Raw genomic sequence first — 22,292 nt, 5'->3', positions numbered from 1 at the left:
AATAAAGGAGAAAAAATATGGATTATGTGCTAATAGGTGTAATTTTATTATTATTAGCTGCAGTATTCGTGCTGTTTTATAAAAATAAACAGCTAGAATCAGAGAGTCAGCAAGCGGAATTTGAAAAAAAACAAGCGATTGAAACGTACGAAAATGAAATTGCAGCTACGGTTACAGAACATAAAGAGCAGCAAAATACATTAAAAAATATGGAACAGAAAAAATACAATGATTTACAAATAAGTGCAGCGAGAGAACTTGAAAATATGCGTATGATGAAAAATCAATTAGCTGTGCAACATAGTAAAGAACGCAGTGAAATGCAAGAAAAACATAGTAACGAAATACATATGTTTCAAAAGTTAATTGCAGATTTGCGAGAGTATACGAAAAATGGAGCCGAAGTGAGTACACACGAAACATTACAGTATATGAAGCGTGGCTTCGTAGAGCAAGGCATAATACTAGATAATGAATTTCATATTATGCCGAATGTTTTTATGAGAAATCAGCATGGAAGAAATGATTTTCGAATTCATCATCTTGTTTTAAGTAAAACGGGTATGTATGTACTTGAAACGAAAGAATGGACAGGGAAATTAATTCATGGCTTAACGAAAGAAAATGCTAGTACATATTCATTTATGATTGATGAAATTGGCAAGTATCAACAAGAGATAGAGAAAGAAGAGACGTTTGAATATATTACAGGTGAAGATTCATTAACGATACAAGTGAAAAATGACGGGAACCCAGTATATAGAGCGAAGAAACTATCTCATATTCTATACAATTGTTTGAAAGAAATGCAAGTTGATATTGTAAAGGAAAACATAAATCCGATTGTATATTTTTATAATGAGAATGGGAAAGAAGTGTTAGATCTTTCTGAAGAAAAAACGCCGAGATTAAAAGATAGAGAGCAACTTGTATCGTTTTTCAGAAATGAATTCTTAACGGGGAAAGTAATATATACAGGTCAAGAGTTAGAAAAACTTCGAGAAACCATTAATCGAATGAATTATATAATGAATTAAAAAGAGGTGGGCTTTCTGAGTGCTATATTAAGGGGTATTTTGTATGTTTATATTTGTTTGTATATACTCATGTATCTTGCTTTTATGTTTATTATTGGTATGGCTCATACGTCATTAAGTGTAACGAGCATTTTTATAATAGTCATGCCATTTGTTTTATTAGTTATGATTCAAAAGTCGATCTTATATGTTGCTAAAAATCGTAATGAAGAAAAGAAGCAAATGTCGGGAGTATTAATAGTAGCACTTATTCCGTTAGTAGTATGTACTGCACAATTAAGTATGAATACGTACACTTCCAAGTTTAACCAAGATCGGTGGTTACATGCTGAAGATAAACGGGTACATATGGTAGATGATCTATTGCAAAAATATAAATTAACAGGAAAATCAAATGAAGAAATTACACAATTATTAGGAACGCCTACTGAAACGAGAAATGGAGAAAACGGGGTTATCACTTCGTACTATCTTGGAACTGAACGTGGCTTTATTCCCATAGATAGTGAACATCTTGTTTTACAATTTGATAGAGATGGTAAAGTTTTGGAATATAAGGTGCATACCGATTAAAGAACCGTAGAGAGAAGCTATATATTATAGCTTCTTTTTTATATTCCAATATAGTAAATGTAGGCAAATAGTAGTCATTCCTATCTATACGAATTGGAATGAGTCTGTTATATTGTAAATGGTTATGTTGCTTAATAGTTTAGTAGATAATCTATATTTTGGTTGAGGAGGGGAATTTTAACACGAATTTAATGATATGCGTGTTAAGTAGTATGATGAAAAAAGGATTTTATAATGTTTTAGCTGCATCAATTGTATTTGGTATGGTAACTATTCCAAACTATTCCTACGCTAATGAACTTGGAAAAACTGTTACAGTTTCATCTGATGAACAAGCTTTAAAAAGTATTGAAAACCATATGAAAGATGAAGATGGTCGAGGGGAAGATAAAGGAGTAAGAAGTGAAGTGCAAGGTGAGTTTCTTGTACATATAGTGAAAGAAGTACCTTTATACGATTCTAGTAATTTTCAAAAAGAGACAGGGATTCGTATTTCGAATCAAGTCGTAAAAGCTGAGAAGAGAAAAGGAAACGCTTACTATGTTCAAACTTCATCGGGAACGGGATGGATACAAAATAGTGATGGAAATGTAGAGGTTAAAGAAATTCACCCGTTATTAAGTGAAAAGTTAGTTATTAATGAAGAAAGCTCTACTTACTCTGAACCATTTACTTCATACAAAGAAGAAAATGTACTGGAGCCGCAAACTATTCAAGCAATTGGACAGGCGGGAGAATGGTTCCAAGTAAAAATAAATAATGAGATGAAATGGATTCATTCACCTTCAGCAAAATTTGAAGGAACAAAAGCTTCACTTATACAAGATGCAGCACCAACACGTACAAAACGTGCAGCAGCTATGTATGCTGCGCCAATAGAAGAGAAAACAACGGATATTTATGGTGTACCTTTAAAAGAAATGATTGTACCAAAAGGAAATGAAAATATTCGTCCAGGTTATGCGATGAACCCGAAGTATATTACGATTCATGAGACCGATAATTATAATGTTGGGGCAAATGCTAGAAACCATGCGATATATTTATATAACCAAGCAACAGGAACGGAAGATCGTTCAGCGTCGTGGCACTTTACGGTAGACGCTAAAGAGATTTATCAACACCTGCCATTAAACGAAAATGCTTGGCATGCAGGAGATGGAGCAGAAGGAACTGGGAATCGAGAATCAATTGCGATTGAAATTGCTGTAAACGAAGATGGTGATTATAATAAAGCTGTTGAAAATGCTCGTAAACTAGCAGCTTATTTAATGGGGGAATTAAATATTCCTTTAGAAAATGTGAAAAAACATCAATTTTGGAGTGGGAAGATTTGTCCAGCCATTATGATTAAAAGTAATGGGTGGGAACCATTCTTGCAAGGAACGAAAGTTTATTATGATGCGAACCATAAAGATGATATAACGGGTGGTTGGTATGAAGCAGACATTCGTGAATTAGATAAGCGCGGTATTATGGTTGGAGATGGAAAAGGTTCTTATTGGCCAGAGCGCCTTGTGACACGTGGTGAATTTGCAAATTTAATATCAAGATCATTGCAGCTACCTGAAGGATCATCGAATTTTAATGACTTAAATACAGCACATCCATCGCTAATAGATGGTATTAATCGTGCAGCAAGTGCTGGGATAATAAGTGGTAGAGGAAATGGTATATTTGCTCCAAACGATATGATTAAACGAGATGAAGCTGTTATCATGATTGACCGTGCACTGCAATATAAAAAAATTAAAGGTAACTTAGTCTCGTTACCATTTTCAGATCAAGATTTAGCATATGATAAACAAGCTGTACAACGTGTTTATGGATTAGGTATTGTAAAAGGAAATGAAAATAATGAATTTATGCCGAAAGGTTCTGCAACGCGTGGAGAATCGGCAGCATTTATTAATAGAATGTTAAAAGTAATAGAAAGTAAATAATGAAAAAGCATTCGCGATTGCGAGTGCTTTTTTTATTTTTCAATACGTTACGGAAGGGAGAGAAGGGTTTTGAAGGGAATAAGGAATGAAAGCGGAGGTGATGCATATATATAGATGCGTTAAGTTGTTTTTTGCATATTGTATAAATGAAAAGGAGGTAAGACGGTGAAAGCTATACCGACTGATGTCCTGAGTAAAGAATTGATGGAAAGAGAAGGCGTTATATCTATTACAGTAAAGGAATTTGAAAAAATCGAAGTAGCTGGAGTAGTAGTCGCTGGCCCCGCGGTTATTTTGATTAATCAAGATTAAGTACATAGTATTGAAATGAAAAGTATCCTAGATGGATGCTTTTTATTTGTGTAGAAGAAAGAATATGGTGGATAATTGCCTTACTGGAGGGAGAGTATGTGGCAATTATTATAACGATGTTAGTAATGGGGATTTTATTAGGGTTTGTTGGAGCTGGGGGAGCCGGGTTCATTATCGCGATACTCACGTTAGTATTCCATATTCCTATTCACGTTGCACTTGCAACGTCTTTAACTGCTATGGCATTTACGACATTATCTGGGGTTATAAGTCATTATCGTGAAGGAAATGTAGTACTTACTATAGGCGGGATTGTTGGGGGATGTGGAGCGCTTGGTTCTTATATCGGTTCAAAAATTGGTTCACTTATACCAGGACATCTTCTTCATTGGTTTACAGCTGGGATGTTATTTTTATCTGCAATTTTTATGTGTATTAAATTAATTAAGTTTCAAAATAGGGAAGAGTTACTTTTAGCAGAGATTAAAGATTTTTCGAAAGAGAACATAATGAAATGTATATGTCTTGGATTAGTCACTGGAATGATGGCTGGTTCATTTGGGATTGGTTCTGCACCATTTATTCAACTTGGATTAATGGTTCTATTAGGATTGACGATTCAGCAATCTGTAGGAACAACAATGCTTGTTATATTGCCCATTGCGATTGGGGGTGGGTTAGGGTATAGTTCAGAAGGGTATCTAGATTATATATTATTATTGCAAGTATTAATTGGGACGATGTTAGGAGCTTATATCGGTGCGAAGTTTACAAATTATGCACCAAGTATGCTTTTGAAGTTTTCAATGATTATGACACCAGTTTTCGCTGGATGTATGCTATTAATGGAATGAAAATAATATAGCAAACTAATATGTTTTACGAATGAATTATGTAAGTAATTCATATTTCCCATATAAAAGGATTTGCTTTAATATAATGAGTGTAAAGTTCGAGTATTCGAAGTACTACTTGAATTATATCCCTATCCCTTTTCTAAAAATGCGAACAAGTTTTGCCCTATTCTATTCAATATTTAATTGTATAGAAATATATTGTTCGATGACCATTATGGAACGTACATAATGGGAAAATCCCGATCCTTAAAGAGGATGCCCCTAATCTTCATGTGAAAATATGATCGGATATGAAAGCTGACCAATTTATGGTCAGCTTTCTTTTTGTTCAAAAACTATTTCTTCTTTAATTTCTGTTTGTAATAATAAAGTTTTTCCGAAACGACGTTTACATTCTGCACGCACTTTTGCAATGGCTAGTATCTGAGTAGTAGCAGGAACTGTGACGATAGCTTGGCGAGGTTTTCGATTTTCTTCACAAAAGACACATTCCACAACATATTTAGAAATCATGCTTTCATCCTTCCGTTTTTAATTGCTAAGAAGGAACTGCCTATGAAGTTGATGTAAATTTTCGTCATTGTTTTCCTTTTTTCCTCTTTTTTCAAGGAGAAAATAAAAAAGGAGACGAATAGTAGTAGGGGAGGGATATATATGGAAAGATGGATAGGTTGTGCAGCAGTATGTGTAAATGAAAGAAATGAAGTTTTAATGGTATTGCAAGGACAAAAGGGTGAAGAAAAAAGGTGGTCCGTCCCAAGTGGAGGACTTGAAAAAGGAGAAACACTAGAGGGATGTTGTATCCGAGAAGTTTGGGAAGAAACAGGTTACAATGTGGAAGTTGTAAGTAAAATATACGAAAAAGAAGGGATTACATACGGGGTTCCTGTATACGTTCATTATTATGTCGTAAAAAAAATAGGCGGTAGAATGAAAATCCAAGATCCTGATGAGTTAATACATGAAATTGCTTGGAAGGGGATAGAGGAAATGAAGGAATTAACGCTATCTTTCCCGGAGGATTATGAGATTTTAAACAAATACATAAATAAAAAAGCGAGTGTTTGAACACTTGCTTTTTCAATGTATCCACGATAAGAAAAGCGGAACGATAACTAAACTAGCTCCTGCTGTTAAAAGCATAGATAAACTTGCGATTGTTCCCTCTACAGGACCGATTTCGAATGCTTTTGATGTACCGGTTCCATTTGCGCTCGTTCCTAACATAATACCTTTTGCAATTGCTGTTTTAATACGGCATATACGAATGAGAGAAGGTCCGAGCAATGCTCCTGTTAACGCAGTTAAAACAACAAATACTGCTGTTAATTGTGACATACCACCAATCATTTCTGAAATAGCCATTGCAATTGGTGTCGTTACAATATGAGGTGCTAAACTATGTTCTAACGACGAATCAATTTGAAAATAATTTGCTAGTAGTGCTGAAGTAATAACTGATAGAAACGAACCGACAATGACATTAAGTAAAATAGCTATTCCATGTTTCTTGAGTAAATCAAAGTATTTATAGATGGGCCACGCGAAAGCAACTGTTGCAGGTTTTAATAATTCTGTTAACCAGTGGCCTCCAGTTTCATATGTTTCATAAGATGTGTCTAGTCCGAGTAATAAAGCGATTAAAATAATAGGACAGACGAGAAGAGGAGAAAGTAGGCTCCAATTCCAGCGTTGATACATTTTCTTCGATATCCAATATGTGAATAGTGTTAATAGTAAACAAAGAAAGCCGATCATTGCACGGATCCTTTCCGCTTTAGTAGCAATTCTGTTAAGAGTCCTGTAACGAGAGTGACACAAAGTGTACTAATCATAATAATTAAGATGAGATCGATTCCATATTGTGATAGTGTATCTTTGTAGCGTATGACAGCGACTGCAGAAGGAATGAAAAATAAAATAAGTTCTTTTAATAAAAAGTCTGCACCGTCCTGTATCCACTCTTTTTTCACTAGGTTAAATTTTAATGAAATTAATAATAAAAAAATACCGATAATACTTCCTGGAACTGGGAGGTGTGCCTGTTTTGCAATCCATTCACCTGTCCAAGCGAAACAAAACAATAGTAAAATTTGTCCGCTTAATTTCCACCATTTCATACAGTAACCCCCTCTTTCTTTTTTTACATAAAAATTGTAAAAAAGAATTAACAATTTCTACTATACGTTCATTCGAAAAATTTGTCTAATATATAAATTATATGTTATTAATATATTAGACGTATTAATTGAAATGGAAAAGGGTGTCCAAAATGGAATTACGGCATTTGCAATATTTTGTTGTAGTGGCAGAGGAGTTACACTTTGGACGAGCAGCTGCTCGTTTACAAATGACACAACCACCGCTTAGTCAACAAATTCAGCAATTAGAAAAAGAAATGGGAGTTATGTTATTTTCAAGAACGAAGAGAAAGGTTGAATTAACAGAAGCTGGAGAAATGTTTTTGAAAGAAGTAAAAAAAGCGTTTGAACAAATTGAAAAAGCTGTAGAGATTGCACAAAGTGCCCAAAGGGGAGAAGTGGGCTCACTTTCAATTGGTTTTGTAGGTGCGGCGATATATGATATTTTACCATCTATCGTAAGGGAGTATAGAAAGAAATTTCCGAGGGTATCTGTTGCATTACACGAATTATCTACTCCAGATCAAGTGCATGCACTTCATGATAATCGTATTGATATTGGATTTTTGCGTCCACCAATCCCGACACAATTATTAGAATTAGAGCCAATTCAAAAACTATCTTGTACTTTATGTTTACCGAAGGCTCATCCACTTGCAGAGAAAGATGAAATACATATAGAAGATTTACGGGATGAACCGTTTGTATTTATTACGAGACCAGTATGGCCAGCTTTGTATGATACAATTTTATCCCTTTGTAGAGAAGTTGGATTTAGCCCGCGTATTGTGCAAGAAGCAACGGAATATCAAACAGTTATGGGACTTGTAGCAGCAGGGATTGGAATTACAGTAATACCGGTATCGGCAAATAAATTATATAAAACCGAAGTTGTATATAAAGAGCTATATGATTCTAATTTTGTTGCAGAAATGTCAGTCGCTTACAAAAAAATGAATAGCAATCCAGAGCTTTTAGAGTTTTTAAAAATTGCAAGAGAGAAGAAAAGAATAGAAGTTGAGGATGAGATTAATTAAGTTATTAAAAATTACACCTCGTTAAACACTAAAGCGGAAATGTAATTGCATTTCTGCTTTAGTGTTCTTTTTTTAGTTCTATACGAAAGAGATAAACATGTTCATTTTTGTTTTCTAGGACTAAAGACTTAGAGAAAATTCCGATTGTAGTGTGATGTTTAAAATGTCATATTTTTATACACTAGTAGTATAGAATGCGTATGTAATAAGGTAGGGGAAGAATTTTATGTCTTTATGTCGGTTAGCGAGAAAAAATATAAGAACATTTGCTACCAAAAGGATGAAGCAATTTATGTGGATTGCTATGAGTATTATGATTTTGTTTTTTATGATATCGCTACAATTTAATGAAGTAGTTGCTGGGGAATTAGGGACTACACTTTTATTTCAAATGTGTTTTTACACGTTGTTTATCGTAGTCATTTTCATATGTACGTTTATTACATATAAAATGACTTATTCTCTTTTGCAAGCGAGGAAAGAAGAAATTAAATCTTATGTAGCAGAGAATAGGAAGAGAAATGATGTACTATGTTTATTATGTCAGGAGCAATTATTTATTTATGGAGCAGCGTTTGTTTTTGGATTAGTTAATGGGATGTTATTTTTAAAATTATTTACGATTATCTTTATGAAAATAACAGGAATACAAGGGATAAATAGTGCACCGATTACAATATATGCAATAGTAGTAGTGAGTATAATTATGATTGTTATCCTTCTATTATCGATGGTGCAATGTATTCGATTTGTTCAAAGTTTACAAGATGAAAATTCATTTCAGTTTAAAGAAAAGGCATGAGAAATCATGCCTTTTTCCATTTTACACATAAAAATAATCATGTTACAGTGTAAAGACCTGACAAAGAATGGGAAGGAAAGGTTGTATAGCATGACAAATGAACAATCGATTGTAAAGGTTGAGCGGTTAACGAAGCGAATCGGTTCAAAGACACTTGTAGAAAATATTAGTTTCGAAGTTAAAAAAGGTGAAGTAGTTGGTTTGCTTGGACCAAATGGTGCTGGAAAAACGACTTTAATGAGAATGATGGTCGGTATGATTCGTATGACAGAGGGCGAAGTTTGGATTGATGGTCAATCTGTAAAACAGCAATTTGAAAGTACTGCCTCGAAAATTGGAGCGGTAATTGAGACACCGGAATTTTATCCGTTTTTGAGTGGCTATGAGAATTTAACATATTTCGGACGCATGAATGGTAACGTTACAGAAGAACGTATCGATGAAGTAGTGAAACTGCTAGGTATGGGACAAGTCATTGATCGCAAAGTAAAAGCATATTCACTCGGTATGAGACAACGATTAGGAATTGCTCAAGCGCTTATTCACGATCCTGATGTATTGATATTAGATGAACCAACGAATGGATTAGATCCTAGTGGAATACATGAAATGAGAATGTACATAAAGAAAATTGCACATGAACAAGGAAAAGCTGTTCTTGTATCTAGTCACTTACTTTCAGAAGTTGAACTAATGTGTGATAGAGTTATCATTATTCAGCACGGAGAATATGTCGCGACGCAAAATATTCAGCATCATCAAAGTGAAGAGATGGAGACAATCCGTATACGCGTAGATGATGCGAATAAAGCGGCGGAAATGTTAGACCAAGATGTTTTAATAAAAGGTAATGATTTACTTATTCATGTAAAAGATGAAGAAATCCCAAATGTTATTCGTACATTGCTTGAGAAAAACATTCAAGTATATCGTGTATATGAAGAAAGAAAAACGTTAGAAGAGCAATTTTTAGAATTAACAGGGGGAAAAGATATTGTTTAATTTAGTGTATAACGAATTGTATAAAATATTTAAGCGAAAGCGAACGATTATTCCATTTGCAGTTATTGCAGTATTAATAATCGGATTAGGATGGGTTACTGTAAAGTATTTGGAGCCGGAAACAAAAGGATGGAAAGCTGATTATACAGAACGAACTGTAGAAATTGAGAAAAAGCTAGGCATGGAAAAAGAAGCAATTTTAGCGGAACGATCTGGGGATGAGCTTGTAAAGGAATATCAGCTCAAGATGAAGCATTTAGATACAGATACAGCACCGGCAAGTAGTTCTCCGCTTTCTTTCATGAGAGATACAGGTTTTATCGTATTTCCAATATTGCTCCCGTTTATCCTCGTGTATGCAAGTACAATTTTTGCGAATGAATATAGCTGGGGAACATATAAATTTTTAACGATACGACCAGCAAGTCGCTTTAAAATTTTGACAGCTAAATTTTTAGCAATTGTCATATTTGCAGCATTATTGTTTATATTTAATATGATTTTCTCCATTTTATGTGGACTGGTTATTTATAAATTCCAGCAGCCTGCATGGAGCGAGTTTATTTTCCAAGATGGAAATATTATAAAACAAAATATTTTTGTAGAAGCTAGTAAGTATTATATTTTATCGTGGTTGCCGACGATTGTGTACGCAGCGTTTGCATTTATGATTTCTGTGCTAACAAGATCTAGCGGAGGGGCGATTGGTATTTCACTATTTCTTGCTTTATCAGGTAATATCGCATTACTAGCAGCAACTAGATATGATTGGGCGAAATATTTATTGCCAGCAAACACAGATTTATATAGTATTGCAAAGAATGGAAGCTTTATTGATGGAGTAACGTTCCCGTTTGCATCATGTATGTTATTACTGTATTTATTTGTATTTTTAATCATTTCCTATACAGTATTTTTAAAACGTGATTTAACTTAAAAAAGGAGCCGTTAAATATGTCTTAACGGCTCCTTTTTTATGCAAATTGTTTAAGTGCCCTTTCAGCTAGCAAAGCGAAGTATTCTGCACTTATAGGTAATGCTCGCTCATCTACTGTAAAAGCGGGATGATGCCATTCGTGTGTACCACTTGTTCCCATAAAGACGAAGGAACCAGGTATTTCTTGTTGATAAAAAGAAAAATCTTCTCCGGCCATTGACGGGGTAGGAGAGACGATATTTAAATTCATAGTTTCTGCAACTTGAGTCGATAAGTTTGTTAGGGATGTATCGTTATGAACAGCAGGAGGACCTGCATAAAAACGAAATTCTGTTTTTACACCTAATGCATCAGAAACCCCTTGAATAATACGTTTCATTAGCGCAGGGATCTTTTCACGTGTTTCATTTTGAAATGTACGTACAGTTCCTTCCAGTGTTGCTTTTTCAGGAATAACGTTCCACGTATTTCCTGAGTGGATGTTTGTGACACTAACGACGGCATTATGTGAAGAACTTATATTTCGACTTACAATTGTTTGGAGTGCCATCACAATTTGAGAAGATGCGACAATAGGGTCTACCCCAGCATCTGGTACAGCTGCATGTGTACCAACTCCGTGAATTTCAATTTCAAATCGATCAACTCCAGCCATCAGTGGACCATCTTTAATACCGATTGTACCTACTGGTAAATCAGGTTTATTATGCATACCGAAAATAGCTTGTACACCACGTAAATGCCCGGCTTCAATGACTTTGCAAGCACCATTACTACTTTCTTCAGCTGGCTGGAATATAAAGCGTACAGTTCCGCTAAGAGAAGATTCTTTTTCTTTTAGCAAATAAGCAGCCCCTATAATAGCAGCTGTATGAAAATCATGCCCACAAGCATGCATCCTACCGTGAATTTTTGAAGCGTACGGCAAATTTGTTTCTTCTTGAATAGGTAGGGCATCAATATCGGCACGGATTGCTATAAGTGGTCCGTTACTATTCCCCGAAATTTCAGCAATAACGCCTGTTTTTAAATTAGAATTTATAATCGTAATGTTTTTCTCTTCCAACCAATTCTTTATAGCTTTCGTCGTTTCAAATTCTTCGTAGGATAGTTCTGGATGCTCATGTAAATTTCGACGAATAGAAATTAGCGTCTCAGTTAATCGCTCTAGATTTGCTGCCACTTATAATGCCTTCTTTCCTAAATAAAGTATTTACATTAAGTATACAATATTAAAAGAGAGGATTCTCAAATGAAAATCCTCTCTCGTTTATGCTGCCAATTTTTTATGTGTATGATGTTTACGATAACGTCCACGCATTGCATAGGCAATTTGCGGGATTGCAATCCCTATTAAGATAAGTGATACACCGAACCATTGTGAAGATAGTACAGCTTCTTTTAAAACGAATACAGACATAATTGTTGTAACTGGTAGTTCCGCAGCGCCAAGAATAGTCGCTAAGCCAGAACCAATCTTTGGAATACCAATTGTAAAGGCGATAGAAGGAATGACGATACTGAATGTTCCTAAACCTAAACCGTATTTCCAAAGTCCTTCAGAAATTGCACCGTTAAGAATAAATGTTGGAGGGAATACGATCATTACTAAAGTTAAAGCACCAGCCATTAAAAGAACACCGCGTGGTAATGAAGGTACTTCAACAGCAACTTTTCCGCTCACGAAAATGTATGTTGCAAATGTAACAGCAGATAATAGGCCTAATATAATTCCAGTCGTATCGAAATCACCTGCTGATTTTTCTAGTAAACCACTTGATAAAAATGTACCTGCAAGTAAGAAAATAACAGAAATAACTTTTTCTCTTGAAGGTAAAGTTTTTGTTGCGACTGCTTCAATAATAATTCCCACCCAAACGAATTGGAATAAAAGTATAATGGCGATAGATGCTGGTACAGTTTTTAATGAAGCATAATAAAAAATTCCAGTGAAACTTGCAGATGTACCTGCAACGAATAAAATTAAAGCTTGTTTTAATGGAACACGATGTCTAGAAAATAGAAGTGTAATAGCAAGCAAAATAATCCAACCGAACAAATATTGGCTGCCAATTACCTCTCCAAGTGAAAATCCTTCTGCATATGCAAGTTTAACGAAAATAGCTAAAATCCCATAACTACACGCTCCTAATAAAACTAAAAGAGAATAACGAAGCATGAAATATTCCTCCCATCTATATGAAATTGTTCCGTAACGGACATATATAACTAGAGGGAAGTATACAAAATTAAAAATGAAGGGTCAAATAAAAGAAAAGTGTGACATTTTATAGAATAATAATAAAAGTATGATATTTATGCATAATCTTGAAATTAGTAATAATAGAAGTATTGTAAAATCAGCTTTATATTGTATAAAGACAGCATTTGAAAAAAATATTTTTTTAATAATATGTATATAGGCGTACGAATAACATGCTAATCATTTGAGAAACTATATTACCTTTGTTATGTTAATAACATTAAAGAGGTTTTGTAGTGTAATTGAGATTTTTCTATATAATAGAAGGAAATGAAAACGTTTTTTTAGAAAAAGTGTGAAAGGGTAGTTTTTCTTATTATCACGTTGGAAAAGTGATTTCACGAATTGTTCATAGTATTTTTATGTGTTTTTGCTACAATATGTAAGGAGAGGAGTGGAACAATGCAAGATATTAGTATTTTTTTAGCGTTTGGCGCCGGTTTTTTATCATTTATTTCCCCATGTTGCTTGCCGCTTTATCCGGCATTTCTATCATATATAACAGGTATGTCGGTTTCTGAGCTGAAAGAAGAAAATGCAATGCTTCGCAAAAGAAGTATGATACATACAGCGTTTTTCTTACTTGGATTTTCAATTATATTTATTGCAATTGGATTTGGTACAAGTTTTATTGGAGGCATCTTTACAAATTATAAAGATTTAATTAGACAGTTAGGTGGTATATTTATCATCGTGTTCGGTCTTATTATTGTCGGTGTGTTTAAGCCGAAGTTTTTAATGCAAGATCGTAAATTCACGTTTAAAAATCGTCCGAGTGGTTATTTTGGATCTGTTCTAATTGGGTTGGCATTTGCGGCAGGATGGACACCTTGTACAGGACCTATTTTAGTATCGGTTATTGGATTAGCAGCAACAAATCCAGAATCAGCAATGATTTATATGATTGCATACATACTTGGATTTGCTATCCCGTTCTTCGTACTATCATTCTTTATTACGAAAATGTCTTGGATTAAAAGAAACAGTATGAAGTTCATGAAAATCGGGGGATACATTATGATTATCATGGGTATCTTCTTATACTTTAACTGGATGACAAAAATTATCGTATATTTCTCAAGTTTATTTGGTGGTTTTACGGGTTTTTAGTATTATTCTGTGAAAATGTTGGAAATACTAACGGAAAAGCATATAATGAAAGTATATTTTGCATATAGCCACAAAAAAGGATGAGAAAATATGAACATAGTTGTTTTATCCAGTATCGTTGCTGTTTGTATGGCTGTTGGTGCGATGTTTATTCGTTTAAAAGCAGCTAAGAAACCTGCAACATTGAAAAAAATTATACTTCCGCCATTCTTTATGAGTACGGGAGCATTGATGTATGTTTTTCCTGAATTTCGATTAACTCCAGCAGAGATGTTAGAAGCGATTGGCGTAGGTTTGTTTTTCTCTATTTTTCTTATTAAAACATCTAAATTTGAAATTAGAGGACAAGAGATTTATTTGAAGCGTTCCAAAGCCTTTGTTTTTATATTAATTGGATTACTTGTCGTGCGAATTGTATTTAAAACATACTTAAGTCAATCTCTTGATTTAGGACAACTTAGTGGCATGTTCTTCTTACTGGCGTTCGCGATGATTGTGTCATGGAGAATTGCCATGTACCGTTCCTTTACGAAATTACAAAAGGAAATGGAAAAAGAAGATGGTTTTTATAATGAAAAAGATATGAAATTAACTTAAAAACTGTATATGTATAAAATAAAAAGACAGCGTTTTTTGACGCTGTCTTTTTATTTTATATTGTTAACACCTTGTATCCCAGCCGCGGCGTATAAAACGTGTACCATTAAAAAAGCAATTTAAATTTGGTGAGACGAACGGACCGATAAATGGAATAATGTTTGGTTCTGAAGTCTCATCAACGGAAATCGGTGGTTGAGTAGGATCTGGTCTGAGTGTATAGCGAATGCGGGCGGTATTTCGAATGAGACCATTTCGTGGCTCTGCTGTTACTTGAACGATAAAACAGACAAAAACAGATTCACCTGGATTAACAGTGCTGATAAGAATACCAATAGTTGGGTTAGTTCCGGGACGTGCTACTCCATTTACTGTTACTGAATTTGGATAGAAAGTAACTTCAGGAGGAAGTGGGTCGGTAATGAGTACATTATTTGCTGGAATGGTGCCATTGTTAGTAAAGGTAAGTGTATATGTGATGAAATCACCGAGATTGGCGCTATTTACATTTGCGGTCTTAATAAATGTGTTTGGCTCATTAGGGTTTACTTCTATCGTAATTGGTGGTGTTGTAGTTGTTGTTGTGACAGGTGGTCTAGTAGGATCAGGTTGAGAAGTATACGTAATGGATGCGATATTTGTAATCATTCTATTAGCTGGAAGTGTAATAACCTGTACTTTGAATGAAATAGTTACGGATTCTGTTGGATTAAGAGTTCCGACTGGAATGCCTGTGGATGGATTTGCGTTTGGAACGGGAATGTTGTTAATTGTAACACTGTTTGGAATGAATGATGTACCTGCAGGAAGTGAATCAGTAACAGAAATACTAGTCACGGGAATCGTACCTTCGTTTTGGAATGTGATAGTAAACGTAATTGTATCACCCACGGAAACGACGGATTTATCAGCAGTTTTTATCGGATTAAGAGTTCCAACGTTTACAGGAGTAATTGTAGTAGGTGTAGGCGTAGTAACGGATACCGGTGGTTTAGTAGCATCTGGTTGGTATTGGAATGAAACGTTACCTTGGTTTTGGATCTCTCCGCTTGGTGGAATTGAAGTAACTAGGACACGGAAAGAAATCGTTGCTGATTCAGAAGGAGCAAGTGTTGAAATCGGGATGCCTGTGGATGGATTTGCGGTTGGTTGCGGCACATTGTTAATCGTAACACTATCTTGAATGAACGAAGTCCCGACAGGAATTGTATCAGTTACAACGATATTATTAGCAGGAATGGTACCTGTATTTTGAAGTGAAATCGTATACGTAATGATATCACCTAGTGTAACTGTTTCCGGCGTAGCTGTTTTTTGTGGATTTAATATCGCTGTATTTACGTTCGTTGTGTTAATTGGAGTAGGATCTGTAATGGTAACAGGTGGTTCACCAGGAATTGGTTCATATGTGAAAGTAACAGTTGCTTGATTTCGAATGATACCACCAGGTGGTACACTTGTTACTCTCGCTTGGAATTGAACAGTAATTATATCGTTCGGATTGACTGTACCTACAGGTATACCTTCTACAGGATTTGCTCCAAGATCAGGAATACCATTTAATATAACGGTACCTGGAACAAATGTTAGCCCATTTGCTAACGGATCAGTAATGATAACGGAAGTTGCAGGGACTGATCCACGATTTTGGAACGTTACTGTATAAGTGATGAGTTCATTCAAATCTACAATTTGTTTATCAGCTAGTTTATTTGGATTAGGTGTAGGCGTAATAACGGATACTTCAACAGTTGGAGTAGGATCTGTAATGGTAATAGGAGGTTCACTAGGATTTGGTTGGAATGTGTAAGTGACAGTTGCTGTGTTTTTAATTATACCGTCTGGCGGGAGTGCAGTTACAGTAACTTGATAAGTTAACGTAATAATTTGTCCTGGAGTAACAATTCCGACATTGACACCATTATTTGGATTTGCTCCAGGCGAAGAGGCGCCATTAATCGTAACGCTATTCGGAATGAAAGTAGTACCAGCTGGAGTAGGGTCTGTAATAATAACATCTGTCGCATTAATATTCCCGACATTTTGGAATGTAATTGTATATGTGACAGTATCACCAAGATTAATAACTTGAGGGCTAGCTTGTTTGTTAGGATTAGTGGTAACTTCACTTACTTGCGTCTTTGTAGTAGGTGTAGGCGTAGTAACGGATACAGGTGGCCTAGTCGGATCTGGCTGGTACTGGAATGAAACGGTCCCTTCATTTTCAATAAAACCTGTCGGCGGTATCGAAGTTACTTGAACTTGGAAAGTCACGACGGCTGAAGTGCTAGGTTCTAATGTACCGATAAGAATTCCAGAATTAGGAATGATACCTGGTTGTGAAACACCATTAATCGTAACGCTATTCGGAATGAAAGTAGTGCCAGCTGGAATAGGGTCGGTTACAAGTACATTTGTTGCAGGGACGGTTCCTGTATTTTGCAAGGAGATCGTATAGGTGATTGTGTCACCTAATAAAGCAAATACTTTATCAGCAGATTTTGTAGGACTCGTTGTTGCGGTGTTGACATTTGTAGTAGTGGGTGGAGTCGGTGTAGTTACTGTTACTGGAGGTTCTTCAGGATTAGGTTGGAAGGTGTAGGTGATAGTAGCTTCATTTACAATAATTCCATTAGGTGGTATGGAAACAACACGAACTTGGAAAGTTACAATGACCGATTCACTAGGGTTTAATGTGCCAAGAGGTATGCCAAGAGCTGGATCTACATTACTAGTTGGAGTGCCGTTAATTGTAACGCTATTTGGAATGAAAGTAGTCCCTGTTGGGATTGGGTCTGTAAAAACGATGTCTGTCAGTTGTACTGTTTGTAAGTTTTGGAAGGTAACGGTGTACGTAATGATATCACCTATATCAACGTTGTTTCGATTAGCTGTTTTTGCTGGATTAATAATGCTGTTAATGATCTCAGTATTAACGGGTGGTGTTGTCTCTGTTTTTGTAATAGGAGGTTCATTTGGATTAGGCTGAGAGGTAAAGTTGATTGAACCAACATTTGTAACAACCCCGTTAGGAGGTATATTTGTAATCGTTACTTGGAACGTAATGGTTATAATTTGATTTGGTTGTATTGTACCAATAGGTATCCCAATACTTGGATCAACACCTGGTTGTGAAAGGCCATTTACTGTAACAGAATCTACAATAAATTGTGTACCTACTGGTGGTTGATCAATGACAAATACATTTGTCATAGGAATATTTCCGTTGTTTTCAAGGGTGATTGTATAAGTGAGTGCATCTCCAATGTTAGCAATTGGCAAATCTACTGTTTTTGTTGACTCTAATTCTGCATTTTGCACAATTGTTTCTGCGATTGGAGTAGGTGTGGTTGTTGTAACAGGCGGGAGTGTCGGGTCTGGTTGAGATGTGTAAGTGACATTTGCTTCATTTGAGATAAGGCCATTTGGTGGTAAAGCTGTTACTTGTACTTCTAAAGTAACAGTCACTACTTGTCTAGGGTTTAATGTGCCAACTGGGATTCCTGTTTCAGGGGTCAAATTAGGTTGTGGAATGCCATTAATCGTAACGCTACCAGGGATAAATGTAGTTCCAGTAGGGATAGAATCTGTAATAATGACATTAGTTGCAGGTATATTACCAGTATTTTCAAGGGTGATTGTATAAGTGAGCGTATCACCAATACTTGCAAACTCACGATCCACTGTTTTTTGCGGGTTCGGGTTAGCGGTACGAACAGGTAAAGTTACGGTAGGAGTCGTTTCTGTTGTTGTAATAGGAGGTTCGCTAGGATTAGGCTGAGAAGTGTAGGTAACACTTGCTGTATTTTCTATTTTTCCATTAGGAGGAATAGCGTTTATTTGAATCTGGAATGTAACAGTAACTGTCTCGCCGGGATTAACTGTTCCAACAGGAATTCCTGTGACTGGACTTACGCCGGGTTGAGCGACATTGTTTACAGTAACACTATTCGTAATAAAAGTTGTACCCGGTGGCAAAGAATCTGTAATTGTTACACCAGTAGCAGGTATAGTTCCTTGGTTTGTAAATGTGACAGTATAAGTTACAATATCGCCAATTTCTGCAAACGTAAGGTTTGCTGTTTTTGTTGGACTTATGACTACAGTTTGGATAGGAGTCGTTGTTTCAGGAGTTGTTTCTGTTTTTGTGACTGGAGGTAAATTTGGATCCGGTTGATAATTAAATGTTGCACTACCTTGATTTCGGATTTCGCCGCTAGCAGGGATGTTTATTACTCGTACTTGGAAAGTAATCGTTGCGCGTTCGGATGGCGCTAAAGTTCCAAGTGAAATTCCTGATGATGGATTTGTTCCTGCTTGAGGAATCCCATTAATCGTAACACTATCTGGAATAAATACAGTACCGGCAGGGATAGAATCTATTACTGTTATATTCGTAGCAGGAACAGTACCGGTGTTTTGAAATGAGAGAGTATAGGTAATGACATCATTTAATGCAACGAAGGAGCGATCTGCTGTTTTTTGTGGATTTAGTGTAGCGGTATTAACTGCTGTTTCTGTTTCAGGAGTTGTAATAGTTGTCGTAACGGGAGGTTCATTTGGATTTGGCTCGTATGTGAATGTAATATTTGCTTGATTTCTAATAACTCCTCCGGGCGGGATACTATTTACTACACCTTGGAACGTAACTGTAATACTTTGACCGGGATTTACAGTGCCGACGGGTATACCAATTTCAGGGTTTTCTCCAAGTTGTGATGTGCCATTTACGACAACGCTACCTGGAACGAAAGAAACACCAGATGGAAGTACATCTTTTATAATAACATTTGTAGCGGGGACGGTCCCTCTATTTTGGAATGTAACAGTAAAAGTAATCGTATCCCCTATATCAGCAACTTGTCGATCAGCAGATTTTGTAGTCGTTGGATTAGGATTATTAATTGAAATGTTTACACTTGGAGTGGTGGTAGTTGTTGTGACAGGAGGCTCACTTGGGTTCGGTTGATATTGGTAAGTGAAGGATGCTTGGTTTCTAATTATTCCATCAGGTGGTAAGTTTGTAACGACAACTTGATACGTGATTGTTTTCGTTTCTCCGACAGAAATGGTACCAAGTGGTATACCAAGTGATGGGGCTGCTCCTGGCGTTGTAATGCCATCGATTGTAACACTATTTGGAACGAAAATAGTTCCGTTAGGTGTAGGGTCTGTAACGACTACATTTGTAGCCGGAACGGTCCCATTATTTGTAAATGTGACCGTGTAGGTAATCGTATCTCCTAAATCAGCAACTTGTTTGTCGGCAGATTTTGTAGGCGCTGTAATAACGGTCCCAACTTGAGTTTCTGTTTTAGGAGTTGGGGTAGTTGTTGTAACAGGAGGCTCATTTGGATTAACAATATAATTAAATGATACACTGCCTTGGTTTTCTATAATTCCATTTGGCGGGACACTTGTAACTTGAACTTGGAATGTAATTGTTTTTGCTTGATTTGGATTTAAAGTACCAATCGATATACCGTTTTCAGGATTACTGTTAGGTTGTGAGACACCATCAATCGTGACGCTATTTGGAATAAATGTTGTACCGTTTGGAATTGGATCTGTTAGTACAATATTTGTTGAGGGAACAGTGCCGTTATTTTGTAAACTAATTGTATACGTAATAACATCACCAATATCAACGAAAGTACGATTAGCAGATTTTGTAGGGTTAACTGTAGCGGTATTAACAGAGACTGTAGTAGGTGCTGTCGGTTCGGTTGTGGTAACCGGCGGTCTTGTTGGATCTGGCTGGTACGTATATGTCGTTGAAGCTTCGTTTGCAATAACACCGCCAGCTGGAATTTGTGTAACAAGAACTTGGAAAGATAGTGTTTTGGTTTCACCCGGATTAATTGTTCCAACCAGGATTCCTAGTGCGGGATTTGAATTTGGAACCGGTACATTATTTAAGATTACGCTATTCGGAATGAATGTTGTACCAGTAGGAATGGTATCAGTAAAAACTACATTTGTAGCAGGGATCGTACCATCATTAGTGAAAGTAATCGTATACGTAATAACATCACCAATATCAACAGTAGTTTTATCCGCCGTTTTAACAGGGTTTGTAATAGCGGTGTTAACAGGAGTAGTAGTAGGTGGTGTAGGGTTTGTTGTTGTAATAGCTGGTTTTGTAGGATCTGGTTGATACGTAAATGTTGTGGTTCCGATATTTCGGATTAGGCCATTCTCTGGGAGAGAGGTAACTTGAACTTGGAAAGTGACAGTGACAGTATTACCAGCTGCGATTGTTCCAATTTGTATACCACCAGAAGGGTTTACGCCAGGTTGTGAAGTACCGTTAATTGTGACGCTATTCGGAATAAATGTAGTGCTACTTGGAATTGGATCAGTTACAATAACGTTCGTTGCAGCGATGTTTCCTGTATTTGGTACAGTAATCGTATACGTAATAATATCACCGATATCAGCAATTTGTGGACTAGCAGTTTTTGTTGGATTTACAATTGCAGTTCGTACAGAAGTAGTTGTTGGAGGTGGTGTTATCGTAGTGGTTGTTGAGGGTTCAGTCGGATTCGGTTGCGACGTAAATGTTACATTTGCTTCGTTAGTAATCGTTCCGTTAGCTGGGAGGGAAGTGACTTGGACTTGAAATGTGACAGTTGTAGTTTGACCAGCAGGAATTGTACCTAGCGGAATATTTGTTGGAGTTACGCCAGATTGTGCCGTTCCATTAACTGTAACACTGTTTGGAATAAAAGTAGTGCCAGTAGGGATAGGATCGGTGATGGAAACATTTGTTGCTGAAATATTACCGTTATTTGGAACAGTAATCGTATACGTAATGATGTCACCAATATTCACAATTTGTTGGTTTGCACTTTTAGTTGGATTTATGATAGTAGCATTAATTTGTGTTTCAACTATATTACTTGTAGAGTTTCTGTTAATTGGTGGTTGGTTCGGTGGATTATATTGAAAGCTTGAAGTTGCACTATTTGGAATAGGGTTTGGTGTAGGGAGAGTATTAACTTGAACTTGAAACGTAATTGTAGCATTCCCGTTTGCAGCAATCGTTCCTACATTTATTCCAGTAGCAGGATTATCTGTAGTAGAAGTACCATTAACTGTAACGCTACCCGGTACGAACGATGTGCCGGCAGGAGGCGTGTCTGTAATGATAACATTATTAGCAGCTAATGTGGCTTGATTTGTGGCCGTAATTGTATACGTAATCGTATCACCGATAGTAGCAATTGTTTTATCTACTGCTTTTGTTAATGCGACATTAGCTGTGAAAATGTCTGTATTAACTATATTGCTTGTTGTTGTACGTGTGATAGTGGGTGCGTTAGGTGCAGGTTGAAATTCGTATCCAAATGATGCTACGTTACTGGCGACAGGTGGGGTAGGAATACTTGTTACATCTACTTGAAAAGTAATTGTAACAGAGCCACCAGCAGGAATGTTGCTAATGGGAATACCAGTAGCAGGATTTCCAGCTGTTGCAACGCCATCAACTGTAACGCTGTTTGGAACGAAAGTAGTGCCAGCGGGTATGGGGTCTGTAAATGTAACGTTTTGGGCAGGAAGTGTTCCGGTATTTTGGACAACGATTGTATAGGTTAAACGACTTCCTATTGTTGCTATTGCCATTAGATTCGTCCTTTCTGTATAAATTTAAATCCGGTCAAGGGATTAAATATTTACA

Annotated in this window: 18 protein-coding genes and 1 pseudogene; 13 read left to right on the top strand and 6 right to left on the bottom strand. The window is 36.2% G+C overall.

Annotated features, from left to right (window positions below; translation table 11 throughout):
* The first annotated feature begins 17 nt into the window (after window positions 1-17).
* The 5 genes from MR147_RS12725 to MR147_RS12705 all read left to right on the top strand — a co-directional run bounded on the left by MR147_RS12725 (window position 18) and on the right by MR147_RS12705 (window position 4,719).
* Window positions 18-1,037: a nuclease-related domain-containing protein gene (locus tag MR147_RS12725; RefSeq protein WP_000386801.1), complete on the top strand. Its 1,020-nt coding sequence runs from the start codon at window positions 18-20 to the stop codon at window positions 1,035-1,037.
* 6 nt (window positions 1,038-1,043) lie between these two features.
* Window positions 1,044-1,610, top strand: a complete 567-nt coding sequence (locus MR147_RS12720) for a hypothetical protein (RefSeq protein ID WP_074608394.1) — start codon at window positions 1,044-1,046, stop codon at window positions 1,608-1,610.
* Between the two features lie 215 nt (window positions 1,611-1,825).
* On the top strand, window positions 1,826-3,553 hold the full coding sequence (locus MR147_RS12715) for an S-layer homology domain-containing protein (RefSeq protein ID WP_242304374.1): 1,728 nt from the start codon (window positions 1,826-1,828) through the stop codon (window positions 3,551-3,553).
* Between the two features lie 165 nt (window positions 3,554-3,718).
* Window positions 3,719-3,865 carry a BC1881 family protein gene (locus tag MR147_RS12710; protein WP_000644411.1) on the top strand — a complete coding sequence of 49 codons (147 nt, stop codon included), beginning with the start codon at window positions 3,719-3,721 and terminating at the stop codon, window positions 3,863-3,865.
* Between the two features lie 98 nt (window positions 3,866-3,963).
* The gene (locus MR147_RS12705; protein ID WP_242304330.1) at window positions 3,964-4,719 is read left to right on the top strand and encodes a sulfite exporter TauE/SafE family protein; all 756 of its coding nucleotides are present in this window, start codon (window positions 3,964-3,966) and stop codon (window positions 4,717-4,719) included.
* 315 nt (window positions 4,720-5,034) lie between these two features.
* Here MR147_RS12705 and MR147_RS12700 read toward each other — a convergent pair whose 3' ends face one another.
* Window positions 5,035-5,235 (bottom strand): DUF3903 domain-containing protein, encoded by a 201-nt coding sequence (locus MR147_RS12700; RefSeq protein ID WP_074608398.1) that lies wholly within the window; start codon window positions 5,233-5,235, stop codon window positions 5,035-5,037.
* A gap of 141 nt (window positions 5,236-5,376) precedes the next feature.
* Between MR147_RS12700 and MR147_RS12695 the strand changes: the two genes are divergently transcribed.
* On the top strand, window positions 5,377-5,790 hold the full coding sequence (locus tag MR147_RS12695) for an NUDIX hydrolase (protein ID WP_242304328.1): 414 nt from the start codon (window positions 5,377-5,379) through the stop codon (window positions 5,788-5,790).
* Between the two features lie 12 nt (window positions 5,791-5,802).
* On the opposite strand, the gene MR147_RS12690 is transcribed toward MR147_RS12695, so the two are convergent.
* On the bottom strand, window positions 5,803-6,480 hold the full coding sequence (locus MR147_RS12690) for an LrgB family protein (protein WP_000578957.1): 678 nt from the start codon (window positions 6,478-6,480) through the stop codon (window positions 5,803-5,805).
* Complete coding sequence (locus tag MR147_RS12685) at window positions 6,477-6,842, bottom strand: CidA/LrgA family holin-like protein (protein ID WP_000872364.1); 366 nt, start codon at window positions 6,840-6,842, stop codon at window positions 6,477-6,479. Before MR147_RS12685 ends, MR147_RS12690 begins: the two co-directional genes overlap by 4 nt.
* 152 nt (window positions 6,843-6,994) lie before the next feature.
* Here MR147_RS12685 and alsR point away from each other — a divergent pair, with 152 nt between their 5' ends.
* The 4 genes from alsR (at window position 6,995) to MR147_RS12665 (ending at window position 10,641) form a co-directional block, all read left to right on the top strand.
* Window positions 6,995-7,900 (top strand): acetoin biosynthesis transcriptional regulator AlsR, encoded by a 906-nt coding sequence (alsR, locus tag MR147_RS12680; RefSeq protein WP_000423226.1) that lies wholly within the window; start codon window positions 6,995-6,997, stop codon window positions 7,898-7,900.
* A gap of 226 nt (window positions 7,901-8,126) precedes the next feature.
* Entirely contained in the window at window positions 8,127-8,702 is a 576-nt protein-coding gene (locus MR147_RS12675) for an FtsX-like permease family protein (RefSeq protein ID WP_000050622.1), read from the top strand.
* Between the two features lie 90 nt (window positions 8,703-8,792).
* Window positions 8,793-9,704: an ABC transporter ATP-binding protein gene (locus tag MR147_RS12670; protein ID WP_074608402.1), complete on the top strand. Its 912-nt coding sequence runs from the start codon at window positions 8,793-8,795 to the stop codon at window positions 9,702-9,704.
* A complete protein-coding gene (locus MR147_RS12665; protein ID WP_046198981.1) occupies window positions 9,697-10,641 on the top strand; it encodes an ABC transporter permease in 945 nt (314 codons plus the stop codon). The genes MR147_RS12670 and MR147_RS12665 overlap by 8 nt, the downstream gene beginning before the upstream one ends.
* Before the next feature lie 37 nt (window positions 10,642-10,678).
* Here MR147_RS12665 and MR147_RS12660 read toward each other — a convergent pair whose 3' ends face one another.
* A complete protein-coding gene (locus MR147_RS12660; RefSeq protein WP_074608404.1) occupies window positions 10,679-11,824 on the bottom strand; it encodes a M20 peptidase aminoacylase family protein in 1,146 nt (381 codons plus the stop codon).
* An 87-nt stretch (window positions 11,825-11,911) separates the two neighbouring features.
* Window positions 11,912-12,820, bottom strand: a complete 909-nt coding sequence (locus MR147_RS12655) for an EamA family transporter (protein WP_074608406.1) — start codon at window positions 12,818-12,820, stop codon at window positions 11,912-11,914.
* Between the two features lie 326 nt (window positions 12,821-13,146).
* Between MR147_RS12655 and MR147_RS27255 the strand changes: the two are divergent.
* The 3 genes and pseudogenes from MR147_RS27255 to MR147_RS12645 all read left to right on the top strand — a co-directional run bounded on the left by MR147_RS27255 (window position 13,147) and on the right by MR147_RS12645 (window position 14,611).
* Window positions 13,147-13,290: pseudogene (locus MR147_RS27255) on the top strand (peptidase T).
* A 16-nt stretch (window positions 13,291-13,306) separates the two neighbouring features.
* A complete protein-coding gene (ccdA, locus tag MR147_RS12650; RefSeq protein ID WP_001152681.1) occupies window positions 13,307-14,014 on the top strand; it encodes a cytochrome c-type biogenesis protein CcdA in 708 nt (235 codons plus the stop codon).
* A gap of 90 nt (window positions 14,015-14,104) precedes the next feature.
* Complete coding sequence (locus MR147_RS12645) at window positions 14,105-14,611, top strand: CcdC family protein (RefSeq protein ID WP_001028639.1); 507 nt, start codon at window positions 14,105-14,107, stop codon at window positions 14,609-14,611.
* 63 nt (window positions 14,612-14,674) lie between these two features.
* Here MR147_RS12645 and MR147_RS12640 read toward each other — a convergent pair whose 3' ends face one another.
* Window positions 14,675-22,237, bottom strand: a complete 7,563-nt coding sequence (locus MR147_RS12640) for a DUF7507 domain-containing protein (protein ID WP_242304325.1) — start codon at window positions 22,235-22,237, stop codon at window positions 14,675-14,677.
* Window positions 22,238-22,292 lie beyond the last annotated feature (55 nt).

It is taken from the genome of Bacillus cereus group sp. BfR-BA-01350, assembly GCF_022663775.1.
Lineage (GTDB): Bacteria > Bacillota > Bacilli > Bacillales > Bacillaceae_G > Bacillus_A > Bacillus_A paranthracis.
The sequence above is the reverse complement of the archived record's forward strand: the minus strand, read 5'-3'. Positions and strand labels throughout refer to the sequence as shown.

Coding starts and splice junctions, on each gene's coding strand:
- MR147_RS12725 (WP_000386801.1), top strand. CDS start 18: ATGGATTATGTGCTAATAGGTGTAATTTTATTATTATTAGCTGCAGTA.
- MR147_RS12715 (WP_242304374.1), top strand. CDS start 1,826: ATGAAAAAAGGATTTTATAATGTTTTAGCTGCATCAATTGTATTTGGT.
- MR147_RS12700 (WP_074608398.1), bottom strand. CDS start 5,235: ATGATTTCTAAATATGTTGTGGAATGTGTCTTTTGTGAAGAAAATCGA.
- MR147_RS12695 (WP_242304328.1), top strand. CDS start 5,377: ATGGAAAGATGGATAGGTTGTGCAGCAGTATGTGTAAATGAAAGAAAT.
- MR147_RS12690 (WP_000578957.1), bottom strand. CDS start 6,480: ATGATCGGCTTTCTTTGTTTACTATTAACACTATTCACATATTGGATA.
- MR147_RS12685 (WP_000872364.1), bottom strand. CDS start 6,842: ATGAAATGGTGGAAATTAAGCGGACAAATTTTACTATTGTTTTGTTTC.
- alsR (WP_000423226.1), top strand. CDS start 6,995: ATGGAATTACGGCATTTGCAATATTTTGTTGTAGTGGCAGAGGAGTTA.
- MR147_RS12675 (WP_000050622.1), top strand. CDS start 8,127: ATGTCTTTATGTCGGTTAGCGAGAAAAAATATAAGAACATTTGCTACC.
- MR147_RS12670 (WP_074608402.1), top strand. CDS start 8,793: ATGACAAATGAACAATCGATTGTAAAGGTTGAGCGGTTAACGAAGCGA.
- MR147_RS12655 (WP_074608406.1), bottom strand. CDS start 12,820: ATGCTTCGTTATTCTCTTTTAGTTTTATTAGGAGCGTGTAGTTATGGG.
- ccdA (WP_001152681.1), top strand. CDS start 13,307: ATGCAAGATATTAGTATTTTTTTAGCGTTTGGCGCCGGTTTTTTATCA.
- MR147_RS12645 (WP_001028639.1), top strand. CDS start 14,105: ATGAACATAGTTGTTTTATCCAGTATCGTTGCTGTTTGTATGGCTGTT.
- MR147_RS12640 (WP_242304325.1), bottom strand. CDS start 22,237: ATGGCAATAGCAACAATAGGAAGTCGTTTAACCTATACAATCGTTGTC.